At 67.0% G+C, this 20,766-nt stretch carries 17 protein-coding genes and 2 tRNA genes; 6 read left to right on the forward strand and 13 right to left on the reverse strand.

Translation table 11 applies throughout. The features are described 5' to 3' along the window. Nucleotides 1–18 precede the first annotated feature (18 nt). The 4 genes from ABWV53_RS04055 to aceE form a co-directional block, all read right to left on the reverse strand. Nucleotides 19–1,344 (reverse strand): type II toxin-antitoxin system HipA family toxin, encoded by a 1,326-nt coding sequence (locus tag ABWV53_RS04055; RefSeq protein WP_353363223.1) that lies wholly within the window; start codon nucleotides 1,342–1,344, stop codon nucleotides 19–21. A 193-nt stretch (nucleotides 1,345–1,537) separates the two neighbouring features. Further along, nucleotides 1,538–3,385 carry a dihydrolipoyl dehydrogenase gene (gene lpdA, locus ABWV53_RS04060; RefSeq protein ID WP_353363225.1) on the reverse strand — a complete coding sequence of 616 codons (1,848 nt, stop codon included), beginning with the start codon at nucleotides 3,383–3,385 and terminating at the stop codon, nucleotides 1,538–1,540. A gap of 13 nt (nucleotides 3,386–3,398) precedes the next feature. Next, complete coding sequence (gene aceF, locus ABWV53_RS04065) at nucleotides 3,399–5,075, reverse strand: dihydrolipoyllysine-residue acetyltransferase (protein WP_353363227.1); 1,677 nt, start codon at nucleotides 5,073–5,075, stop codon at nucleotides 3,399–3,401. Between the two features lie 19 nt (nucleotides 5,076–5,094). Further along, nucleotides 5,095–7,818 (reverse strand): pyruvate dehydrogenase (acetyl-transferring), homodimeric type, encoded by a 2,724-nt coding sequence (gene aceE, locus ABWV53_RS04070; protein WP_353363229.1) that lies wholly within the window; start codon nucleotides 7,816–7,818, stop codon nucleotides 5,095–5,097. 210 nt (nucleotides 7,819–8,028) lie between these two features. On the opposite strand from aceE, the gene ABWV53_RS04075 reads away from it, so the two are divergent. From ABWV53_RS04075 to ABWV53_RS04095, 5 genes are all read left to right on the forward strand, one after another. Continuing rightward, nucleotides 8,029–10,584, forward strand: coding sequence for a PAS domain-containing sensor histidine kinase (locus ABWV53_RS04075; protein WP_353363231.1), 2,556 nt, complete (start codon nucleotides 8,029–8,031; stop codon nucleotides 10,582–10,584). After that, nucleotides 10,581–11,207 carry a response regulator transcription factor gene (locus ABWV53_RS04080; protein ID WP_353363233.1) on the forward strand — a complete coding sequence of 209 codons (627 nt, stop codon included), beginning with the start codon at nucleotides 10,581–10,583 and terminating at the stop codon, nucleotides 11,205–11,207. Before ABWV53_RS04075 ends, ABWV53_RS04080 begins: the two co-directional genes overlap by 4 nt. Before the next feature lie 95 nt (nucleotides 11,208–11,302). Further along, complete coding sequence (gene folD / locus ABWV53_RS04085; RefSeq protein ID WP_353363235.1) at nucleotides 11,303–12,163, forward strand: bifunctional methylenetetrahydrofolate dehydrogenase/methenyltetrahydrofolate cyclohydrolase FolD; 861 nt, start codon at nucleotides 11,303–11,305, stop codon at nucleotides 12,161–12,163. A 93-nt stretch (nucleotides 12,164–12,256) separates the two neighbouring features. Next, the gene (locus ABWV53_RS04090) at nucleotides 12,257–14,299 is read left to right on the forward strand and encodes a M3 family metallopeptidase (RefSeq protein WP_353363237.1); all 2,043 of its coding nucleotides are present in this window, start codon (nucleotides 12,257–12,259) and stop codon (nucleotides 14,297–14,299) included. Nucleotides 14,300–14,373: 74 nt separating this feature from the next. Beyond that, the gene (locus ABWV53_RS04095; RefSeq protein ID WP_502903829.1) at nucleotides 14,374–15,024 is read left to right on the forward strand and encodes a glutaredoxin domain-containing protein; all 651 of its coding nucleotides are present in this window, start codon (nucleotides 14,374–14,376) and stop codon (nucleotides 15,022–15,024) included. Nucleotides 15,025–15,133: 109 nt separating this feature from the next. Here ABWV53_RS04095 and rpiA read toward each other — a convergent pair whose 3' ends face one another. Continuing rightward, the gene (gene rpiA, locus ABWV53_RS04100) at nucleotides 15,134–15,823 is read right to left on the reverse strand and encodes a ribose-5-phosphate isomerase RpiA (RefSeq protein ID WP_353363239.1); all 690 of its coding nucleotides are present in this window, start codon (nucleotides 15,821–15,823) and stop codon (nucleotides 15,134–15,136) included. Between the two features lie 34 nt (nucleotides 15,824–15,857). Here rpiA and ABWV53_RS04105 point away from each other — a divergent pair, with 34 nt between their 5' ends. Continuing rightward, a complete protein-coding gene (locus tag ABWV53_RS04105; RefSeq protein ID WP_353363241.1) occupies nucleotides 15,858–16,937 on the forward strand; it encodes a quinone-dependent dihydroorotate dehydrogenase in 1,080 nt (359 codons plus the stop codon). Nucleotides 16,938–17,003: 66 nt separating this feature from the next. Here the strand turns inward: ABWV53_RS04105 and ABWV53_RS04110 are convergent, their stop codons facing one another. The 8 genes from ABWV53_RS04110 to fdx all read right to left on the reverse strand — a co-directional run bounded on the left by ABWV53_RS04110 (nucleotide 17,004) and on the right by fdx (nucleotide 20,763). After that, the gene (locus ABWV53_RS04110) at nucleotides 17,004–17,324 is read right to left on the reverse strand and encodes a hypothetical protein (protein ID WP_353363243.1); all 321 of its coding nucleotides are present in this window, start codon (nucleotides 17,322–17,324) and stop codon (nucleotides 17,004–17,006) included. Next, nucleotides 17,321–17,716 carry a phage holin family protein gene (locus ABWV53_RS04115; RefSeq protein WP_353363245.1) on the reverse strand — a complete coding sequence of 132 codons (396 nt, stop codon included), beginning with the start codon at nucleotides 17,714–17,716 and terminating at the stop codon, nucleotides 17,321–17,323. The genes ABWV53_RS04110 and ABWV53_RS04115 overlap by 4 nt, the downstream gene beginning before the upstream one ends. 58 nt (nucleotides 17,717–17,774) lie before the next feature. After that, entirely contained in the window at nucleotides 17,775–18,083 is a 309-nt protein-coding gene (locus ABWV53_RS04120; RefSeq protein WP_056664386.1) for an ElaB/YgaM/YqjD family protein, read from the reverse strand. Between the two features lie 179 nt (nucleotides 18,084–18,262). Next, nucleotides 18,263–19,372 carry an NAD(P)/FAD-dependent oxidoreductase gene (locus tag ABWV53_RS04125; RefSeq protein ID WP_353363248.1) on the reverse strand — a complete coding sequence of 370 codons (1,110 nt, stop codon included), beginning with the start codon at nucleotides 19,370–19,372 and terminating at the stop codon, nucleotides 18,263–18,265. Between the two features lie 114 nt (nucleotides 19,373–19,486). Then, a tRNA-Val gene (locus ABWV53_RS04130) sits at nucleotides 19,487–19,561 on the reverse strand. 34 nt (nucleotides 19,562–19,595) lie between these two features. Continuing rightward, nucleotides 19,596–19,670 (reverse strand) — tRNA-Val (locus ABWV53_RS04135). Between the two features lie 41 nt (nucleotides 19,671–19,711). Further along, nucleotides 19,712–20,425 carry a DNA polymerase III subunit epsilon gene (dnaQ, locus tag ABWV53_RS04140; RefSeq protein WP_353363250.1) on the reverse strand — a complete coding sequence of 238 codons (714 nt, stop codon included), beginning with the start codon at nucleotides 20,423–20,425 and terminating at the stop codon, nucleotides 19,712–19,714. Then, nucleotides 20,425–20,763: an ISC system 2Fe-2S type ferredoxin gene (gene fdx / locus ABWV53_RS04145; RefSeq protein WP_353363252.1), complete on the reverse strand. Its 339-nt coding sequence runs from the start codon at nucleotides 20,761–20,763 to the stop codon at nucleotides 20,425–20,427. The genes dnaQ and fdx overlap by 1 nt, the downstream gene beginning before the upstream one ends. Between the last annotated feature and the right edge of the window lie 3 nt (nucleotides 20,764–20,766).

Raw genomic sequence — 20,766 nt, forward strand, 5'->3', positions numbered from 1 at the left:
GGTCTCGCTTGGGCTCGTTCACTCACCCAGCACGGCCATGCGCTCGGCCATGGCGAACAGGCCGCGCTGCAGGTAGGCATGCACGTCAGGTTCCAGGCCCAGGTGCGCGCCCTCTTCTGCCACGTGCGCCAGCGCCGGGGCCATGGCCTGCAGGCCGCGCCGCAGCCCTGCCCTGTCCAGCGCCGGCCCCGCCTGCTCGCACAGCGTGTCCAGCACGCGGCGCCAGTCGGGCTGGCCGTTGTCGTTGCCCTGCCAGCGGATGCGGCGCGCAATGCCGTCGGGGTGCAGATACATGGGGGCGAAATCGAACAGCGGGGTCAGGGCGACACGGCCGTTCCAGTCGCGTTGCACCGCCGTATTGCGGGCATGGTTGTCCTTGTTGCCCAAGGCAATGTTGGCGACGTCACGGCGCAGGTACTCCAGCACCTCGGCCTGCGGGTCGCTGCAGTGCGCGATGAGCTGGCGGCACACCTCGTCGTGCGATGGCAGGCCCTCGAAGCCGCTGTAGCCGGTCAGCGAGGCGATGCTTTCCTGCGCGAGGCGGGTGACGCCGCCGCCTGCCTGCACGCGGCGATCGAAACGCGGAATGAACAACACGCCGCCCGTGCCGCGCGGCTGCCACTGCAAGGGTGCGTGCACGCGCAGGCCGAGCTGCCGGGCGAGCTCCATGTACACCGGTTCGTGGCGCAGGATCTGCGCCAGCCGCTCGTCACTGCCCCGGCTAAACTTCACGATGTAGTGGGCCTGGGCCAGCGCGTCGGGCAGCGTGTGGTCCAGGTACAGCAGCCCGTCCTGCCCACGCGTAAGCAGCAGCTTGGGCCATTCGCCCTGCACGCCGGAGGAGCCCGCCACGAAGAGGCCGTGCGAGGCCAGGTGCTCGCTGAATGCGTCGACCCGCTCCGACACGTCGGCGTCGGAAAAGCCCATCAAGGGCGCGGGCGCGCCGCCGGCAGCGGCCTCCAGTGCGAGGGCCGCCTCCTTCACGCGCAGGTGGCCGATGGGATTGCCGGCGCCGGCCAGCAGCAGCGGCCAGTCGGCCGCATGCTCGGCGGTGGCCGGCAGGCCGAGGTGCCGGAGCAGTTCCAGGCGGCCGAAGCCCTGGGGCAGCATGTCGATCAGGAACACCGGCCAGTGGTCCAGCTCCAGCGGATCGAGCCCCACAGGCCACCGGCAACTGAGCGCATGGGCGTCCTGCTGGCCGAAATGGGTGACCGACCAGTCGGCTTCGTAGCCCGAATAGGTTTTGCTGCGCCAGCCAGCGGACGCATCTCCCCAGAGCGACACGGTGGCGGCGTCGTGCCAGGCGCCTTGCCGGTGGATCTGAACGATGCAGTGGGGTTTCATTACGGTGGATTTTTATACAAACCGTGGCGCTATGCCCAATTAGTTTGTATAGAAAAGTGCCTTTACGCAAGTTGCGGCCCGCTGAGAGCAGACCGCATGGGCAGCCCAGCCGCATGAAAAAGGCCGCGCAGTCCCTGAGGGCTCTGCGCGGCCTGGCTGGCCTGGCTGCGTTGCACGCAGCGCCGGGCTCAACTCACTTCTTCTGCGGCGGGACGTCCGTGCAGGAGCCGTGGGCGATTTCCGCCGCCATGCCGATGCTTTCGCCCAGCGTGGGGTGCGGGTGGATGGTCTTGCCGATGTCCACCGCGTCGGCGCCCATCTCGATCGCCAGGGCGATCTCGCCGATCATGTCGCCGGCGTGGGTGCCCACGATGCCGCCACCCAGGATCTTGCCGTGGCCATGGGCCTCGGGCGAATCGTCGAACAGCAGCTTGGTCACGCCCTCGTCGCGGCCGTTGGCGATGGCACGGCCGGAGGCCGTCCAAGGGAAGAGGCCCTTCTTGACCTTGATGCCCTGGGCCTTGGCCTGGTCTTCGGTCAGGCCCACCCATGCCACTTCGGGGTCGGTATAGGCCACCGATGGGATCACGCGGGCGTTGAAGGCGGCCGAGGCCAGTTCCTTGTTGCCCTGCAACTCGCCCGCGATGACCTCGGCCGCCACGTGCGCTTCATGCACCGCCTTGTGCGCCAGCATGGGCTGGCCCACGATGTCGCCGATGGCGAAGATGTGCGGCACGTTGGTGCGCATCTGCACGTCCACGTCGATGAAGCCACGATCCGTGACGGCGACGCCGGCCTTGTCGGCGGCGATCTTCTTGCCGTTGGGCGTGCGGCCGACGGCCTGCAGCACCAGGTCGTAGACCTGGGGCGCCGGGGCGGTGCCGCCCTCTTCCGCTGCGGCGAACGTCACCTCGATGCCCTCGGGCGTGGCCTTGGCTCCCACCGTCTTGGTCTTGAGCATGATGTTGTCGAAGCGCTTGGCGTTCATCTTCTGCCAGACCTTGACCAGGTCGCGGTCGGCGCCCTGCATCAGGCCGTCCATCATCTCGACCACGTCCAGGCGCGCGCCCAGGGTGGAATACACCGTGCCCATCTCCAGGCCGATGATGCCGCCGCCCAGGATCAGCATGCGCTTGGGCACTTCCTTGAGCGCCAGTGCGCCGGTGGAGTCGACTACGCGGGGATCGTCGGGCATGAAGGGCAGGCGCACGGCCTGGGAGCCGGCGGCGATGATGGCGTTCTTGAAGGCGATGACCTTCTTGGTGCCCGTCTTCTCCTGGCCGGAGCCGGTGGTTTCTTCCACTTCCAGGTGGTGGGCGCCCACGAACGCGCCGTAGCCGCGCACGGTGGTCACCTTGCGCATCTTGGCCATGGCGGCCAGGCCGCCGGTCAGCTTGCCGATGACCTTTTCCTTGTGGCCGCGCAGCGTGTCGATGTCGACCTTCGGCGTGCCGAAGTCGATGCCGGCCGCCTTGAGATGGCTGGCTTCGTCGATCACGGCCGCGACGTGCAGCAGTGCCTTGGATGGGATGCAGCCCACGTTCAGGCACACGCCGCCCAGCGTCGAGTAGCGCTCGACGATGACGACCTTCAGCCCCAGGTCGGCCGCGCGGAAGGCGGCGCTGTAGCCGCCGGGGCCGCCGCCCAGCACCAGCACGTCGCACTCGATGTCGGCGCTGCCGCCGAAACTGGCTGCTTCTATTTTAGGAGCAGCAGGCGCTTGCACGGCGGGCGCTGCGGCCGGTTTTGCCTCGGATGCAGCCGGCGCTGGCGCCTGCGCGGGAGCCGCCGCGGCGCCGGCGTCGGCCGCCTCCAGCGTCAGCACGACGGAGCCTTCGGCGACCTTGTCGCCCACCTTGACCTTCACCTCCTGGACCACGCCGGCATGGCTCGATGGGATTTCCATCGATGCCTTGTCGGATTCGACGGTGATGAGGCTTTGTTCCACCTTGATGGTGTCGCCGGCTTTCACCAGCACTTCGATCACGCCCACTTCGGCGAAGTCGCCGATGTCGGGCACCTTGATGTCGATCACTGCCATGACGGGTTCTCCTTTACAGCACGATGCGGCGGTAGTCCGCCAGCACCTGGCCCAGGAACGCGTTGAAGCGCGCGGCTGCGGCGCCGTCGATCACGCGGTGGTCGTACGACAGCGAGAGCGGCAGCATCAGGCGCGGCACGAACTGCTTGCCGTCCCACACCGGCTTCATCTGGCCCTTGGAGAGGCCCAGGATGGCCACTTCGGGCGCATTGACGATGGGGGTGAAGTGGGTGCCGCCGATGCCGCCCAGGGACGAGATCGAGATGCAGCCGCCCTGCATGTCGGCCGCGCCGAGCTTGCCATCGCGGGCCTTCTTGGCGAGTTCGCCCATCTCCTGGCTGATCTGCATGATGCCCTTCTTATCGGCATCCTTGAGCACCGGAACCACCAGGCCGTTGGGCGTGTCCGCCGCGAAGCCGATGTTGAAGTACTGCTTGTAGACCAGGGTGTCGCCGTCCAGGCTGGTGTTGAACTCGGGGAATTTCTTCAGCGCCGCGACCAGGGCCTTGATGACGAAGGCCAGCATGGTCACCTTCACGCCGGACTTCTCGTTCTCCTTGTTGGTGGAGACGCGGAAGGCTTCCAGCTCGGTGATGTCGGCCTCGTCGTTGTTGGTGACGTGGGGAATCATCACCCAGTTGCGGTGCAGGTTCGCGCCGCTGATCTTCTTGATGCGCGACAGGTCCTTGCGCTCGATGGCGCCGAACTTGGCGAAGTCCACCTTCGGCCAGGGCAGCAGGTCCGTGCCCACGCCCGAGCCACCCCCGCCGCCAGCGGGTGCCTTGGCGGCCTGGGCCTTGGTTTGCACGCTGCCGGCCATCACCTGCTTGGTGAACGCCTGCACGTCGTCCTGCGTGATGCGCCCCTTGGGGCCGGTGCCCTTGAGTTCCTCCAGCGGCACGCCCAATTCGCGGGCGAACTTGCGCACCGAGGGCGAGGCGTGTGGCAGGCCGACCGGCGCAGCGCCAGGGGCGTGCGGCGCGGGTGCTGCGGCGGAGGCCTGCGCTGGCGCGGCAGCGGGTGCCGGTGCAGGAGCCTGCGATTCCGTCTGGGCCTGCGGCGCGGGAGCGGCCGCAGGCTGGGGAGCCGGTGCCGCGGCAGCGGGCGCCGTGCCTTCGAGCACGGCCACGAAGTCGCCCACGTTGACCGTGTCGCCGACCTTGATCCTGAGTTCCTTGACCACGCCGGCGGCGGGCGACGGAATCTCCATCGATGCCTTGTCGGATTCGACGGTGAAGAGCGACTGCTCTTCCTTCACCGTGTCGCCCACCTTGACCAGCATCTCGATGACGGCCACGTCCTTGAAGTCGCCGATGTCGGGCACGCGCACTTCCAGCGGGCCTGCGGCCGCTGCCGGGGCCGGCGCAGCGGCGGGTGCTTCGGATTTGCTAGCAGCCGGCGCTTGCGCGGCGGGCGCTGCGGCGGGTTTCGGCTCTGAAGCCGCGCCGGCGTCGGCCGACTCCAGCACCACGATGACCGAACCCTGCTTGACCTTGTCGCCGATGGCGACCTTGATCTCCTTGACGGTGCCGGCGTGGCTGGACGGAATCTCCATCGATGCCTTGTCCGACTCCACCGTGATCAGCGATTGCTCGGCCTTGACCGTGTCGCCGGGCTTGACCAGCAGCTCGATCACGCCCACTTCGTCGAAATCCCCGATGTCCGGGACCTTGATATCTACCAGTGCCATGTGTTGTCTCCGGTGCGGCTTAGGCGTAGAGGGGATTGATCTTGTCGGCGTTGATGCCGTACTTCTGGATGGCCTCGGCCACCTTGGTCGCGGGCAGCACGCCGTCTTCGGCCAGGCCCTTGAGCGCGGCCACGACGATGTAGTGGCGGTTGATCTCGAAGTGCTCGCGCAGCTTGCTGCGGAAGTCGCTGCGGCCGAAGCCGTCGGTGCCCAGCACCTTGTACGTGCGGCCTTTAGGGACGAACGGACGGATCTGCTCGGCGTAGGCCTTCATGTAGTCGGTGGAGGCGACCACGGGGCCGCTGGTCTTGGCCAGCTGCTCCTCGACGTACGACACGCGGGGTGCGTCGGTCGGGTGCAGCAGGTTCCAGCGCTCGGCTTCCTGGCCGTCGCGGGTCAGCTCGTTGAAGCTCGGGCAGCTCCACACGGAAGCCGCCACGCCCCAGTCCTTCTCGAGCAGCTCCTGGGCGAAGAACGATTCGCGCAGGATGGTGCCGCTGCCCAGCAGCTGCACGGCAGGCGCGTCCTTGGCCAACGCGGGCGCCTGCTTGCACAGGTACATGCCCTTGATGATCTGCTCTTCGGTGCCGGGCTGCAGGCCGGGCATGGCGTAGTTCTCGTTGAGCAGCGTCAGGTAGTAGAAGACGTTTTCCTGGCGCTCGACCATGCGCTTCATGCCGTCGTGCATGATCACCGCCACTTCGTGCGCGAAGGTCGGGTCGTAGCTGATGCAGTTCGGAATGGTGTTGGCCAGGATGTGGCTGTGGCCGTCTTCGTGCTGCAGGCCTTCGCCGTTGAGCGTGGTGCGCCCCGAGGTGCCGCCCAGCAGGAAGCCGCGGGCCTGCATGTCGCCCGCCGCCCAGGCCAGGTCGCCGATGCGCTGGAAGCCGAACATCGAGTAGTACACGTAGAACGGCACCATGATGCGGTTGTTCGTCGAGTACGACGTGGCGGCCGCGATCCAGCTGCTCATGCCGCCGGCTTCGTTGATGCCTTCCTGCAGGATCTGGCCGGCCTTGTCTTCCTTGTAGTACATGACCTGGTCCTTGTCGACCGGGGTGTACTGCTGACCGTGCGGGTTGTAGATGCCGATCTGGCGGAAGAGGCCTTCCATGCCGAAGGTGCGGGCTTCGTCGACCAGGATGGGCACCACGCGCGGCCCCAGGGCCTGGTCGCGCAGCAGTTGCGTCAGGAAGCGCACGTAGGCCTGGGTGGTCGAGATCTCGCGGCCCTCGGGCGTGGGCTCGAGGATGGCCTTGAAGGTCTCGAGTGCCGGCACGGTGAAGCTCTCGTCGGCCTTGGTGCGGCGGTGCGGCAGGTAGCCGCCCAGGGCCTTGCGGCGCTCGTGCAGGTACTTCATCTCCGGCGTGTCGTCGGCCGGCTTGTAGAACGGCAGGTCGGCGATCTGGCTGTCGGGGATCGGGATGTTGAAGCGGTCGCGGAAGGCCTTGATGTCCTCGTCGCCGAGCTTCTTGGTCTGGTGCACGGTGTTCTTGCCTTCACCGATCTTGCCCATGCCGAAGCCCTTGACGGTCTTGACCAGCAGCACGGTGGGCTGGCCCTTGTGCTCGTTGGCGGCGGAGAAGGCCGCATAGACCTTCTGCGCGTCGTGGCCGCCGCGGCGCAGGTTCCAGATCTCGTCATCGCTCATGTGCTCGACCATCTTCAGCGTGCGCGGGTCGCGGCCGAAGAAGTGCTTGCGCACGTAGGCGCCGTCGTTGGCCTTGAACGACTGGTAGTCCCCGTCGTTGCACTCCATCATGATCTTGCGCAGCGCGCCGTCCTTGTCGCGCGCCAGCAGGTCGTCCCAGCCCTTGCCCCACAGCAGCTTGATGACGTTCCAGCCGGAGCCGCGGAATTCGCTCTCCAGCTCCTGGATGATCTTGCCGTTGCCGCGCACCGGGCCGTCCAGGCGCTGCAGGTTGCAATTGATGACGAAGATCAGGTTGTCGAGGTTCTCGCGGGCGGCCAGGCCGATGGCGCCCAGCGATTCGACCTCGTCCATTTCGCCATCGCCGCAGAAGACCCAGACCTTGCGGTTCTCGGTGTTGGCGATGCCGCGGGCGTGGAGGTACTTGAGGAAGCGGGCCTGGTAGATGGCCATCAGCGGGCCCAGGCCCATCGAGACCGTGGGGAACTGCCAGAACTCGGGCATCAGCTTGGGGTGCGGGTAGCTCGAGAGGCCCTTGCCATCGACTTCCTGGCGGAAGTTCAGCAGCTGCTCTTCGGTCAGGCGCCCTTCCAGGTAGGCGCGGGCATAGATGCCGGGCGAGACGTGGCCCTGGATGTACAGCAGGTCCCCGCCGTGGTTTTCGCTCTCGGCATGCCAGAAGTGGTTGAAGCCGGCGCCGAACATGTTGGCCAGCGAGGCGAACGAGCCGATGTGGCCGCCCAGGTCACCGCCTTCGGGCGGGTGGTGGCGGTTGGCCTTGACCACCATGGCCATGGCGTTCCAGCGCATGTAGGCGCGCAGGCGGCCTTCGATTTCCAGGTTACCGGGGCAGCGTGCCTCCTGGCTGGCTTCGAGCGTGTTCACGTAGCCGGTGTTGGCCGAGAACGGCGTGTCGATGCTGCTCTGGCGGGCATGTTCCAGCAGTTGCTCGATCAGGAAGTGGGCGCGTTCGGCGCCCTCCTTGTCGATCACCGCGGTCAGCGCATCCATCCACTCACGGGTTTCCTGCTGGTCGGTATCTGCGGGGGTCGCGACGGCACTGGCCGCCTGCTGTTCGGTCTTTGCTGACATGCCTTGTCTCCTCTGGGATGGTGCGGCGGTGATGAATTGACGGCGCGGAGTTTCGCACAAATCAACCTGATTTCAAATCGTGCTTTTGAATTTCATATTGCGGTATTTTGCTGCGAATGCACATATTTTCTCGTTGTGAAATGCGCCTCTGTCTAAGCGTTTGGGAGCACCGGGCGCACGGCCTGATCGGCGCGGCCTACACTCCCGGACATGGATCCCTCGGCCCTTCACGTCAGCCCCGTCAGCGCCATCAAGACCCCTGCACGGTGGTGGCGCAAATGGTGGCGCAGCCTCTCTCCCACCCGCCAGGACCGGTACGCCGCCGTGGCCCCGCTGGCGGCGGTGATGATGTTCCTCGCGGCCATCGTGGCCGCGTTCTGGTATTTGCGCATGGAGGAGGTCGAACGCGAAAAGGAAGCCCTCAAGCGCGATGTGGAATATGCCCAGCAGCGGGTGCGGCTGAGGCTGCTGGAGCGGCAGGAGCAGATCATGCGCATCGCGCGCGACCTCTCCAACCAGGACATGGAGCGCGCCGATTTCTCCGCCCGGGCGGAGGCGCTGATCAGCCAGTACCCGGAGCTGCAGGTCATCACCTGGGTGGACGAGCGCCGCCGCATCCGCGCCAGCCATTCGGCGCCCACGGTGCCGACCAGCCAGCTGCGCGTGGCGGGGGAGGTGCTGAAGAACGGCGACGCCGCCGACACCTTCAGCCTGGCCCGCGACCTGCAGCAGCCGGTCTATTCGCAGCCGGCCAGCGCCGACGGCGAGAGCGCGCCGCTCCTGCAGCTGCAGGTGCCGCTGGCCGTGCAGGGCAAGTTCACCGGCGTGGTGATGAGCGAATACTCGGTCGACAGCCTGCTGCGCTACGGCACGCCCACCGAGGTGCTGGCGCGCTATGCCGTCACGCTGCTGGACGGCGACGGCAAGGTGCTGGCGGGCACGCCGCTGTCCCCGCGCAGCGCGGGCCTGCTGCCCTGGCCCACCCGCGCCAACGAGTACGAAGTGCCGGTGTCGCCCGTCGGCAATGGGCTGGTGCTGCGGGCGCAGGCCTATCGCACCTCGCTGGGCCTGGTTGGCAGCGGCCTCTTCTGGCTGGTGGGCACGCTGAGCGCCATGACGGCGTGGCTTCTGATCGCCACCTGGCGCCACACCCGCCGCCGCATGCAGGCGCAGCAGGCGCTGGTGGCCGAAACCAACTTCCGGCGGGCGATGGAGAACTCCATCCTGACCGGCATGCGGGCGCTCGACATGCAGGGCCGCATCACCTACGTGAATGCCGCGTTCTGCCAGATGACGGGCTGGAGCGAGGCCGAACTGGTGGGGCAACTGCCGCCCTATGTGTACTGGCCCGAGTCCGACCATGAAGCCCTGCGCGCCAAGCTGCGCGACGAGATGTCGGGCAAGCACTTCGCGGGTGGCTTCCAGGTGCGGGTCAAGCGCCGCAGCGGCACCCTCTTCGATGCGCGGCTCTACGTGTCGCCGCTGATCGACGCGCACGGCGTGCAGACGGGCTGGATGACGTCGATGACTGACATCACCGAGCCCAACCGCGTGCGCGAGCAGCTCTCGGCGTCGCACGAGCGCTTCACCGTCGTGCTGGAGTCGCTCGATGCCTCCGTGTCCGTGGCTCCGCTGGGCAGCGAAGAGCTACTGTTCGCCAACAAGCTCTACCGCCAGTGGTTCGGCTCCCAGACCGCCGGCCACCTGCAGCTGGTGGCGCAGGCCGGCGTGCTGCCGGGCGCCGATCCGCACCACTCCTCGGGCATGGACGACGAGGACGGCCTCATGGGCCTGCCCACCGACCCGCTGACCACCGCCCGTTCGGAGAACGCGGAGATCTACCTGCCCGACCTGGGCAAGTGGCTGGAAGTGCGCTCGCGCTACCTCAACTGGGTGGACGGCCGGCTCGCCCAGATGGTGATCGCCACCGACATCACGCCGCGCCGCCAGGCGGAAGAACAGGCGGCCCGGCAGGCCGAGCGCGCCCAGTCGGTCAGCCGGCTCATCACCATGGGCGAGATGGCGTCCAGCGTGGCCCATGAACTCAACCAGCCGCTCACGGCCATCAGCAACTACTGCAGCGGCATGGTGTCGCGCATCCAGAACGGGCAGATCACCGAGGAGGCGCTGCTGTCTGCGCTGCAGAAGACGGCGCACCAGGCGCAGCGGGCGGGGCAGATCATCCAGCGCATCCGCGCCTTCGTGAAGCGAAGCGAGCCCAACCGGGCGCTGGCCGACGTGCCCGGCATGGTGGGCGAGGCGGTGGAGCTGGCCGACATCGAACTGCGTCGCCACAACGTGCGGCTGTCGCACTACGTGGCCGCCCGCCTGCCCCGCGTGATGGCGGACACCATCCTCATCGAGCAGGTGCTGGTCAACCTGATGAAGAACGGCGCCGAATCCATCGCCCAGGCCGAGCGCCCCCCTTCGCGCCGCAGCGTGGAACTGCGCGTGGTGCCGCGCAACGTCGATGGGCGCGACGTGATCGAGTTTTCGGTGCAGGACACGGGCCGGGGCCTCGCGCCCGAGGTGCTGGAGCATCTGTTCGAAGCCTTCTATTCGACCAAGCAGGAAGGCATGGGCATGGGGCTCAACCTGTGCCGCAGCATCGTCGAATCGCACCAGGGACGGATGCAGGCGGAGAACATCTACAATGGGACGGAGATCACCGGCTGCCGGTTCTCCTTCTGGCTACCGCTCGCCCAGCCTGCGGATGCCACTACGAATTCAATAGCAAACACGCCCAACCCAAGGACGACTGCATGAGCTTGATTCCGAAAAAAGGCACGGTCTACGTCGTGGACGACGATGAAGCCGTCCGCGATTCCTTGCAATGGCTGCTGGAAGGCAAGGACTATCGGGTGCGCTGCTTTGATTCGGCCGAGTCTTTTCTCTCGCGCTACGACCCGCGCGAGGTCGCCTGCCTCATCGTCGACATCCGCATGGGCGGCATGACCGGGCTGGAACTGCAGGACCGCCTGCTCGAGCGCAAGTCGCCCCTGCCGGTCGTCTTCATCACCGGCCACGGCGACGTGCCCATGGCCGTGAACACCATGAAGAAGGGCGCGCTCGACTTCATCCAGAAGCCCTTCAATGAAGAAGAACTCGTCGGCCTGGTCGAACGCATGCTCGACCACGCCCGCGAAGCCTTCGCCGGCTACCAGCAGGCCGCCAGCCGCGACGCCCTGCTCTCCAAGCTGACCAGCCGCGAGGCGCAGGTGCTCGAGCGCATCGTCGCGGGCCGGTTGAATAAGCAGATCGCCGACGACCTGGGCATCAGCATCAAGACTGTGGAGGCGCACCGCGCCAACATCATGGAAAAGCTCGGCGCCAACACCGTGGCCGACCTGCTGAAGATCGCCCTGGGCCAGAGCGCGGCGAAGGTGTGACCCGCAGCATCCTGATTTGCTCACTTTTCGATAGCTGTCAGCGCTTGAAACACGGGCGCTAGACAGCTTTTTTACTTGTCAATTCCTGTTCTACGATGACCGCCCAACTGATCGATGGCAACGCCCTTTCCCGCCAACTGCGCACCGATGTCGCCCAACGTGCCGCCGCGTTGAAGGCTCGCGGCGTGATCCCCGGCCTCGCCGTGGTGCTGGTGGGCGACAACGCCGCCAGCCAGGTCTATGTGCGCAACAAGGTCAAGGCGTGCGAGGACAGCGGGCTGCACTCGGTGCTGGAAAAGTACGACGCCGACATGACGGAAGCCGAGCTGCTGGCGCGGGTGGAGGCGCTGAACGACGATCCGTCCATCCACGGCATCCTGGTGCAGCTGCCGCTGCCCGCGCACATCGACGCGCAGAAGGTGATCGAGGCCATCTCGCCCGCCAAGGACGTGGACGGCTTCCACATCGCCAGCGCCGGCGCGCTGATGACCGGCTCCGCCGGCTTCTGGCCATGCACGCCCTACGGCTGCATGAAGATGCTGGAGTCGATCGGCTACGAGCTGCGCGGCAAGCACGCGGTGGTGATCGGCCGCAGCAACATCGTGGGCAAGCCCATGGCGCTGATGCTGCTGGGGCAGGACGCTACGGTCACCGTGTGCCACTCGCGCACGGCGGACCTGAAGGCCCAGACGCTGCAGGCGGACGTCATCGTCGCCGCGGTGGGGCGGCAGAACGTGCTGACGGCCGACATGGTCAAGCCCGGCGCGGTGGTGATCGACGTCGGCATGAATCGCAACGCCGAGGGCAAGCTCTGCGGCGACGTGGATTTCGCCGGCGTCAAGGACGTGGCTGGCTGGATCACGCCCGTGCCCGGCGGCGTAGGCCCCATGACCATCACCATGCTGCTGGTCAACACGCTGGAGGCCGCCGAACGCGCGGCGGGCGCCGCCGCCTGACCGGCGTCCGCATCGGCGGGGCACATCGCCGTCATTGCAAGGTTTTATCGTCCACTCATTGAAACCGGACTGCCCGGCCGCAAAATGCTTCGCATGAGCAACCCCCTCCTCGACTTCACCGACCTACCCCTCTTCGACCGCATCGCGCCCACCGACGTCGCGCCGGCCATGGACGTGCTGCTGGCACGTGCCGAGGCCGCGCTGGAGACCGTCACCGCGCCGGGCTTTCCGGCCGAGTGGGACGCCATCTCCCGCGTGCTCGACGTGGCGACGGAGGAGCTGGGCCGGTCCTGGGGCGCGGTGAGCCACCTCAACAGCGTGGCCGACACGCCGGAGTTGCGCGCCGCGTACAACGAGGCCCTGCCCCGCGTGACCGAGTTCTGGACGCGCCTGGGCGCCGACGAGCGCCTCTACGCCAAGTACAAGGCGATCGACCCGGCCACGCTCAGCGTGGAGCAGCGCCGGGCCTGGGACAACGCCATCCGCAACTTCGTGCTCTCGGGCGCCGAGTTGCAGGGCGCGGCGAAGGAGCGCTTTGCCCAGATCCAGGAACGCCAGGCCGAGTTGAGCCAGAAGTTCAGCGAGAACGCCCTCGACGCCACCGATGCCTTCGCGTACTACGCCCGGGCGGAGGAGCTGGATGGGGTGCCGGCGGACGTGCAGCACGCAGCGCGTTCAGCAGCCCAGGCGGAAGGAAAGGACGGCTACAAGCTCACGCTGAAGATGCCCTGCTATCTGCCCGTCATGCAGTTCGCGCGCAGCAGCGCTCTGCGCGAGACGCTTTATCGCGCCTACGTGACCCGCGCCTCCGACCAGGCCGCCGGCGATGCCACGCGCTTCGACAACGGCGCGCTGATCCGGGAGATCCTGGCGCTGCGCAGGGAAGAGGCGCAACTGCTGGGCTACGCCAACTTCGGTGAAGTCTCCGTGGTGCCGAAGATGGCCGAGTCGCCCGCGCAGGTGGTGGGCTTCCTGCGCGACTTGGCCGTGCGGGCGCGGCCGTATGCCGAGAAAGACGTGGCCGATCTGCGCGCCTTCGCCGCCGAGCACCTCGGCCTGGACGCGCCCCAGGCCTGGGACTGGCCCTACGTGTCGGAAAAGCTCAAGGAAGCGCGCTATGCCTTCAGTGAGCAGGAGGTCAAGGAATACTTCACCGCGCCCAAGGTGCTGGCCGGCCTCTTCAAGATCATCGAGACCCTGTTCGACGTGGCCATCCGCCGCGATGCGGCGCCCGTCTGGAACCCCGCGGTCGAGTTCTTCCGCATCGAGCGCGCGGGCCAGTTGGTGGGCCAGTTCTACTTGGACCAGCCCGCCCGCGTGGGCAAGCGCGGCGGCGCCTGGATGGACGACGTGCGCGCCCGCTGGCTGCGGCCCGACACCGGCGCGCTGCAGACGCCGGTGGCCCACCTGGTCTGCAACTTCGCCGAGGGCGTGGACGGCAAGCCGCCGCTCCTCACCCACGACGACGTCATCACGCTGTTCCACGAGTTCGGCCACGGCCTGCACCACATGCTGACGCGCGTGAACGAGCGCGATGTCTCCGGCATCAGCGGCGTGGAGTGGGACGCGGTCGAGCTGCCCAGCCAGTTCATGGAAAACTTCTGCTGGGAATGGGACGTGCTCAAGCACATGACCGCGCATGTCGAGACCGGCGAGCCGTTGCCGCGCGCCCTGTTCGACAAGATGATCGCGGCCAAGAACTTCCAGAGCGGCATGGCCACGCTGCGGCAGATCGAGTTCTCGCTGTTCGACATGCTGCTGCACACCGACCACGACCCCGCCGCCGACTTCATGCCCCTGCTGGAGCAGGTGCGGGCGGAAATCGCGGTGCTGCAGCCCCCGGCCTTCAGCCGCACGGCGCACACCTTCAGCCACATCTTCGCGGGCGGCTACGCGGCGGGCTACTACAGCTACAAGTGGGCCGAGGTGCTGAGCGCCGACGCCTATGCGGCTTTCGAGGAATCCGCGGGCGCCGACGGCCTGCCCGATCCCGAGGTGGGGCGCCGCTACCGCGAGGCCATCCTCGAAGCTGGCGGGAGCCGGCCCGCCATGGAATCGTTCAAGGCCTTTCGGGGCCGCGAGCCCAGCCTCGATGCGCTGCTGCGGCACCAGGGCATGAGCGCCGTGGCGGCCTGACCGGCCGGCGCCTCGCCCGAATCGCCGAACCAGGCCGACGCCGCCACGATCCGTCCTCCAGGGAGAATCCACGCATGCATCCTCGAGTCTTTCCCGTCATCGCCGTCTCGCTGGCCATGTGGGCCCTGGCGGGTGGATCGGCGCAGGCGCAGCAGGTCTACCGCTCGGTCGGGCCCGACGGCCGCGTCACGTTCTCCGACCGCTCGCCGACGGATTCGGCCGCGCAGCCCGCCGGGGCGCGGAGCACCACCACGGTGGAGGGCAATGCGCCCCTGCCCTACGAATTGCGCCAGGTCGCGTCCCGCTTTCCCGTCACGCTCTACACCGGCAGCGATTGCGCTCCGTGTGCCAGTGCCCGCAACCTGCTCGTCAGCCGGGGCGTGCCGTTCACGGAACGCACGGTCAATTCGAACGACGACATCGACGCGCTCAAGCGCTTGAGCGGCGCCACCAGCCTGCCCTTCGGCACGATCGGCGGCCAGCAGCTGAGCGGCTTTTCAGACGTGGAGTGGACGCAGTACCTGGACGTCGCGGGCTATCCCAAGCAGTCGCGGCTGCCCGCGGGCTACCGCCAGCCCGCAGCGGCGCCACTGGTGGCGGTGCAGCCTCCGCCACCCGCTCCGCGCGCTGACGCCGCCGCCCCGCCCCGCGCACGTGCCGCCTCTCGCCCGGCAGCGCCGGCACCGGCCAACCGGGCGAGCAACCCCGCCGGCATCGTTTTCTGACCCTGCCACTTAAACACGGGCAGGCCCTGACGCCGCCACCCGACGGGGCGGTGGGCTCTGTCAGGCGGCTTGGCGTCAAAGGGCCGGCGGCACGGCGCTCCCGGCCATCTCAGTACTTCAGGGTCTCGACGCCCTGGGCGGTGCCCAGCAGGCACACATGCGCACGCTGGTGGGCGAAGACGCCGACCGACACCACGCCCGGCCACTGGTTCGCGGCGGTCTCGAAGGCCAGCGGATCCTTGATGGCCAAACCCTTCACGTCAAGGATGTGCTGGCCGTTGTCCGTCACCAGGGGCGCACCGCCATGCATGCGCAAGCTGACATCGCCGCCCTGCGCCTGGAAGCGGCGCTTGATGTGCTCCGCCGCCATCGGGACCACCTCCACAGGCAGCGGAAACGTGCCCAGCACGTCCACCCGCTTGGACGCATCGGCGATGCAGACGAACCGCGTGGCGAGCGCTGCGACGATCTTCTCGCGCGTGAGCGCGGCGCCACCGCCCTTGATCATGTAGCCGCTGCGGTCGATCTCGTCGGCGCCGTCGATGTAGACCGCCAAGGACGTTACGTCGTTGGCATCGAACACCGGAATGCCCAGGTGCTTGAGGCGCTCCGTGCTCGCCACCGAACTGGACACCGCTCCCTTGATCTGTTCTTTCATCGTGGCGAGGGCGTCGATGAACTTGTTGACCGTGGAGCCGGTGCCGACGCCCACGATCTCGCCGGGAACCACGTACTGCAGCGCGGCCTGGCCCACCAGGGTCTTGAGTTCGTCTTGGGTGAAAGAGGCAGGTGTCGTCATGGGAGAGAATCGGAGTGAATTCCGGATTATCTCCATGCCGCTCATTCCCTATTCGATCGCCCGCCCCTTTCTTTTCCGACTCGACGCCGAGGCCGCTCACGATCTGACCATGGACTTGCTGGCACGCGGCCAGCGCACGCCGCTGCAACATGCCTGGAGCGGTCCGCAGGTCGCAGACCCGATCATGCTGGCCGGGCTGGCCTTTCCCAATCGCGTGGGCATGGCAGCGGGGCTGGACAAGAACGCCCGTTGCATCGACGGCCTGGCCGCCATGGGTTTCGGCTTCGTGGAAGTCGGCACGGTCACGCCGAAGCCCCAGCCCGGAAATCCCAAGCCGCGCATGTTCCGGCTGCCCGAGGCGCACGGCTTGATCAACCGGCTGGGCTTCAACAATGAAGGTCTGGATGCGTTCGTGCGCAACGTGCAGCAGGCGCGGTTCCGCGACAAGGCCGGCGCCTCGCCCATGCTGCTGGGGCTCAACATCGGCAAGAACGCCACCACGCCCATCGAGCAGGCGACGAGCGACTATCTGGCATGTCTGGACGGCGTCTACCCGTATGCCGACTACGTGACGGTGAACATCAGCTCGCCCAACACGCAGAACCTGCGCGCCCTGCAGAGCGACGAGGCGCTGGATGCGCTTCTCGGTGCCGTGGCGCATCGGCGCGAGGTGCTTTCAGGCATGCACCGCCGGGCGGATGGCTCCTCACGGCGCGTTCCGGTGTTCGTCAAGATCGCCCCCGATCTGGACGAGGCGCAGGTCGAGGTGATCGCGGCCACCCTGCTCCGCCACGGAATGGATGGTGTCATCGCCACCAATACCACCGTTGCCCGGGATGCCGTACAGGGACTGAAGCACGGCGCCGAAGCCGGCGGTCTGAGCGGTGCCCCGGTTCTGGCGGCCAGCAACCGTGTCATCGCGCAATTGCGCGCAGCGCTGGGGCCGGCCTTCCCCATCATCGGCGTGGGGGGCATCTTGAGCGCGGACGACGCGGTGAGCAAGATTCGCGCAGGCGCCGACGTGGTTCAGATCTATACCGGCCTCATCTATCGGGGGCCGGCCCTGGTCGCCGAGTGCGCGCGAGCCATTCGCGGCGTCCGTTTGAAGGCGTGAGTCGATGCGAACGGGCAACAAAAAAGGGCCGTGAAGCCCTTCTTTGTATAAAGCCTGCTCCACGCATCAACGCCTGAGCTGGTTGACCAGCGGCATCACGACACCGGCCCAGCGCACCAGACGCGATGGCCCCGCAGCGATGGCCACTGCCGCGGCTGCCGCCACGGCCATGGGGTGCATGCGGGCAAACGCCAACAGGCGCACCGCCAGGGGTGCCTCCGGATCGATGGCCTGATGCTCTTCACGCAACGCGACCACCTGGCGGTAGGCCGCGCTGCGGGCGTGAATGCGCTCACGCTGCTGCGCGATACGGTCAAGCACCTTGCGCTGTTCTTCGCTCGGCGCGGGAAGGTTGTCAGAAATGTCCTCAGTGGAAGCCGTGTTCATAGACGCTCCTTGATGACGCGCCAGTCATGGGCCAGTTCGCGGCGGGTCAGCGCGAAGGCGTTGCCCGCTTTCTTGGCCACCGAGATCAGGGCAGCCAGCAAGATGCCCCATGCCAGCAACCACCCGCCGGCCAGCAGCCACGCCACCATCGCCCGCTTGGGAGAATCCCAGAACTGGATGATCACGGCGAGCGACAGCATCGTGAGCGCCACTACGGTGATACCGGCGAGCGCCACTACGAAAACCACCATCATGCCGACACGCCGCTTCTCGTCGGCCCACTCCAGGCAGGCCAACTCAATGCGGTCCTCGGCGGCAATCGCGCCTTCGATGATGTTTGCGCGCCACCGCGCAATCCAGCCTTCGATTCCCAGGAGGGAGATCCAATTCATGCGGTGGGCTCCTGCATCATCGTGCGGTGGTCCTTGGTGCTGCTAGGCGATGGTGCGATCAACGGCGGGCGAGCAGAAAGCCCACCAGCGCGCCAGCGGCCAGCGCCGCGCTGGCGACGCGCCAGGGTTCGTCGTGCGCGTAACGGTCGGCTGCCCGCGCGGCTTCCTTGGCCTGGTACGAGGCGTCCTGTGCGACGCGCACGGCGGAATCGCGTACCGAGTGGATGCCATCGTCCAGGCGCTGGCGCAGGGCCTTGATCTCCGGCACGCTGTCGAGGTCCTTGCTGGAGAGCAGGCCCTTCAAGTCGTTGACGAGCTTGTCGAGTTCACGTTGAGCGTTCGAGACGGTTGCGGAAGCAGAAGACATAACAAACCCTTTCTTGTAGTAGGCGACAAAGGTAACCCGCCGCCCGGCACCAGGCTGTAGGCGGAGGTCCTATCTTAGTTTGCGTTTGCGGGCGGGCCGACCTGCCCGCCGCCGACCGAGACAAATGTTCGAAGTCCGGTGAACTGGCCTCGCTGCAGTAGGGCCGGGGGGTACGCGGGTCAGACAGGTTGTTGACGCGCCAATGCGGCGACGAGATCGCCCAGAGCCAGCGAGCTGGTCAATCCCGGCGATTCGATGCCGAACAGATTGACGAGGCCCCTGATGCCGTGCACCGCAGGCCCCTGGACCATGAAATCCGCGGCAGCCTCGCGAGGGCCGTGGATCTTGGGCCGGATGCCGGCGTAGCCCGGCGCCAGGGCGCCATCGGGCAACGCCGGCCAGTACTTGCGCACCTCGGCATAGAAACGCTCGCCCCTGGCGGGGTCCACCAGCAGTTCGCCCGGGTCCTGGACCCACTCGACGTCGGGGCCGAACTTGGCCTGTCCGCCCATGTCGAGCGTCAAATGCACGCCCAACCCCGCGGCCTCGGGTACGGGATAGACCAGCCGCGAAAAAGGAGCGGCGCCTGCAAGCACGAAATAGCTGCCTTTGGCGTAATGTGCGGTGGGCACGTGGCGCGGATCGAGCCCGGCGCAACGCCCCGCAAGGCCAGGCGCTGCAAGCCCCGCAGCATTGACCACCGTGCTGGCCAGCAACTTCGTCCCGTCCTGCGTCTGCACGACGATTCCGTGGTCGGTCGCCTGCATGGAGAGGACTGCGGATTGCAGGGCGACGATTCCGCTTGCGTTTTCCAGATCGCCCTGCAGCGAGAGCATGAAGGCATGGCTGTCGATGATGCCGGTGCTGGGCGACAGCAGCGCCGCGCAACAGTGCAGTGCGGGTTCGAGCAAGCGGGCCTGCGCTCCATCCAGCCACTCCAGGTCGGCCACCCCATTGGCAGCGGCATGCTGCTGCACCCGGCGCAGTGCGCCTAGCTGGTCTTCGGAGGTCGCCACGACCAGCTTGCCGCAACGGCGATGCGCTACGTGCCGCTGCTCGCAATAGTCATACAGCTGCTGCCGGCCCTGCACGCAAAGCCGCGCCTTCAAGGAGCCGGCCGGGTAGTAGAGCCCGGCATGGATGACTTCGCTATTACGGGAGCTGGTGCCCGTTCCGATGGCACCTGCAGCCTCCAGTACCAGGACCTCCCGCCCCTGCAGTGCGAGCGCGCGGGCCGCAGCCAAGCCCACGACACCGGCTCCGATCACCACGCAGTCGCAACTCTCCATGTGTTCCATCTCCGAAAGAACCGGCAGGCATCGTCGCTGCGGACGGTGAGTGGCGCAAGCCTCGCCGCCACAATGCAAAAAGCCCCTGCAGACTGAACCCGCAAAGGCTTTGATTGGTGGGTGATGCAGGGTTTGAACCTGCGACCCCTGCCGTGTGAAGGCAGTGCTCTACCGCTGAGCTAATCACCCGAAGACTGACTGCCACCAGCCAGTGCTTCGAAACTGGTGGGTGATGCAGGGTTTGAACCTGCGACCCCTGCCGTGTGAAGGCAGTGCTCTACCGCTGAGCTAATCACCCGAATTGTCTTGTCGACAAGCCCACGATTATGGCACAGCTTTTCAGGCCGCCGGCGAAGCTTTCCAGATTGTTTTGCCGCCGCTCGCCTTGTCGATCTGCGCGAGGGTGGCCTGGTGCTCTGCCAGCTCGTCGTCGCTGGCGCGCAGCACCTGCAGCACGATGCGGCTCAGGTCGATGGCCGGAATCTGCACACCGCCCTCGTCGGCCTGGGAATCGTCGGCGATCAGCAGCGCGTCCTGGCCCCGCGTCAGGTTGATGTAGACGTCGGCCAGCAGCTCGGCGTCCAGCAAGGCACCGTGCAGCGTGCGCCCGGAGTTGTCCACCCCGAGCCGGTCGCACAGCGCGTCGAGCGAATTGCGCTTACCCGGATACATCTCCTTGGCCATCGCCAGGGTGTCGGTCACGCTGCCGACGAAGCTGCGGAAGGGCCCCCGGCCTGCCAGCTCCAGCTCCTTGTTCAGGAAGCCGACGTCGAACGCCGCGTTGTGGATGATGATCTCGGCCCCCTGCAGGTACTGCAGGATGTCGTCCACCATGTCATGGAACTTGGGCTTGTCGCGCAGGAATTCGTTACTGATGCCGTGCACCTTCAATGCGTCCTCGTGGCTGTCACGCCCGGGGTTGAAATACAGGTGCAGGTTGTTGCCGGTCAGCTTGCGGTTGAGCAGCTCCACGCAGCCCAGTTCGATGATGCGGTCTCCACCTTCGGCCGAGAGGCCCGTGGTTTCCGTGTCCAGAACGATCTGGCGCGACATCAGTGGTTTTCCTTGGCGTGGTTGATCGTGTACTTGGGGATTTCCACCGTCACGTCGGTCTGCGCCAGGATGGCCTGGCACGACAGGCGGGACTGGGGCTCCAGCCCCCAGGCGCGGTCGAGCAGGTCTTCCTCCGCTTCCTCGGCCTCGTTGAGCGACGCCAGGCCCTCGCGCACGATGACGTGGCAGGTCGTGCACGCGCAGCTCATGTCGCAGGCGTGTTCGATCTTGATGCCATTGTCGAGCAGGGCCTCGCAGATGGAGGTGCCCGCGGGGGCGGAAATCTCGATGCCGGCGGGGCAGTACTCGGCGTGGGGAAGGATCTTGATGACGGGCATGGG

Source organism: Acidovorax sp. FG27 (assembly GCF_040365715.1).
Taxonomy (GTDB): domain Bacteria; phylum Pseudomonadota; class Gammaproteobacteria; order Burkholderiales; family Burkholderiaceae_C; genus Paracidovorax.

Excerpts from the sequence above, each read along its gene's own strand:
- ABWV53_RS04055 (WP_353363223.1), bottom strand. The coding sequence starts at position 1,344 with ATGAAACCCCACTGCATCGTTCAGATCCACCGGCAAGGCGCCTGGCAC.
- lpdA (WP_353363225.1), bottom strand. The coding sequence starts at position 3,385 with ATGGCAGTGATCGACATCAAGGTGCCCGACATCGGCGACTTCGCCGAA.
- aceF (WP_353363227.1), bottom strand. The coding sequence starts at position 5,075 with ATGGCACTGGTAGATATCAAGGTCCCGGACATCGGGGATTTCGACGAA.
- aceE (WP_353363229.1), bottom strand. The coding sequence starts at position 7,818 with ATGTCAGCAAAGACCGAACAGCAGGCGGCCAGTGCCGTCGCGACCCCC.
- ABWV53_RS04075 (WP_353363231.1), top strand. The coding sequence starts at position 8,029 with ATGGATCCCTCGGCCCTTCACGTCAGCCCCGTCAGCGCCATCAAGACC.
- ABWV53_RS04080 (WP_353363233.1), top strand. The coding sequence starts at position 10,581 with ATGAGCTTGATTCCGAAAAAAGGCACGGTCTACGTCGTGGACGACGAT.
- folD (WP_353363235.1), top strand. The coding sequence starts at position 11,303 with ATGACCGCCCAACTGATCGATGGCAACGCCCTTTCCCGCCAACTGCGC.
- ABWV53_RS04090 (WP_353363237.1), top strand. The coding sequence starts at position 12,257 with ATGAGCAACCCCCTCCTCGACTTCACCGACCTACCCCTCTTCGACCGC.
- ABWV53_RS04095 (WP_502903829.1), top strand. The coding sequence starts at position 14,374 with ATGCATCCTCGAGTCTTTCCCGTCATCGCCGTCTCGCTGGCCATGTGG.
- rpiA (WP_353363239.1), bottom strand. The coding sequence starts at position 15,823 with ATGACGACACCTGCCTCTTTCACCCAAGACGAACTCAAGACCCTGGTG.
- ABWV53_RS04105 (WP_353363241.1), top strand. The coding sequence starts at position 15,858 with ATGCCGCTCATTCCCTATTCGATCGCCCGCCCCTTTCTTTTCCGACTC.
- ABWV53_RS04110 (WP_353363243.1), bottom strand. The coding sequence starts at position 17,324 with ATGAACACGGCTTCCACTGAGGACATTTCTGACAACCTTCCCGCGCCG.
- ABWV53_RS04115 (WP_353363245.1), bottom strand. The coding sequence starts at position 17,716 with ATGAATTGGATCTCCCTCCTGGGAATCGAAGGCTGGATTGCGCGGTGG.
- ABWV53_RS04120 (WP_056664386.1), bottom strand. The coding sequence starts at position 18,083 with ATGTCTTCTGCTTCCGCAACCGTCTCGAACGCTCAACGTGAACTCGAC.
- ABWV53_RS04125 (WP_353363248.1), bottom strand. The coding sequence starts at position 19,372 with ATGGAGAGTTGCGACTGCGTGGTGATCGGAGCCGGTGTCGTGGGCTTG.
- dnaQ (WP_353363250.1), bottom strand. The coding sequence starts at position 20,425 with ATGTCGCGCCAGATCGTTCTGGACACGGAAACCACGGGCCTCTCGGCC.
- fdx (WP_353363252.1), bottom strand. The coding sequence starts at position 20,763 with ATGCCCGTCATCAAGATCCTTCCCCACGCCGAGTACTGCCCCGCCGGC.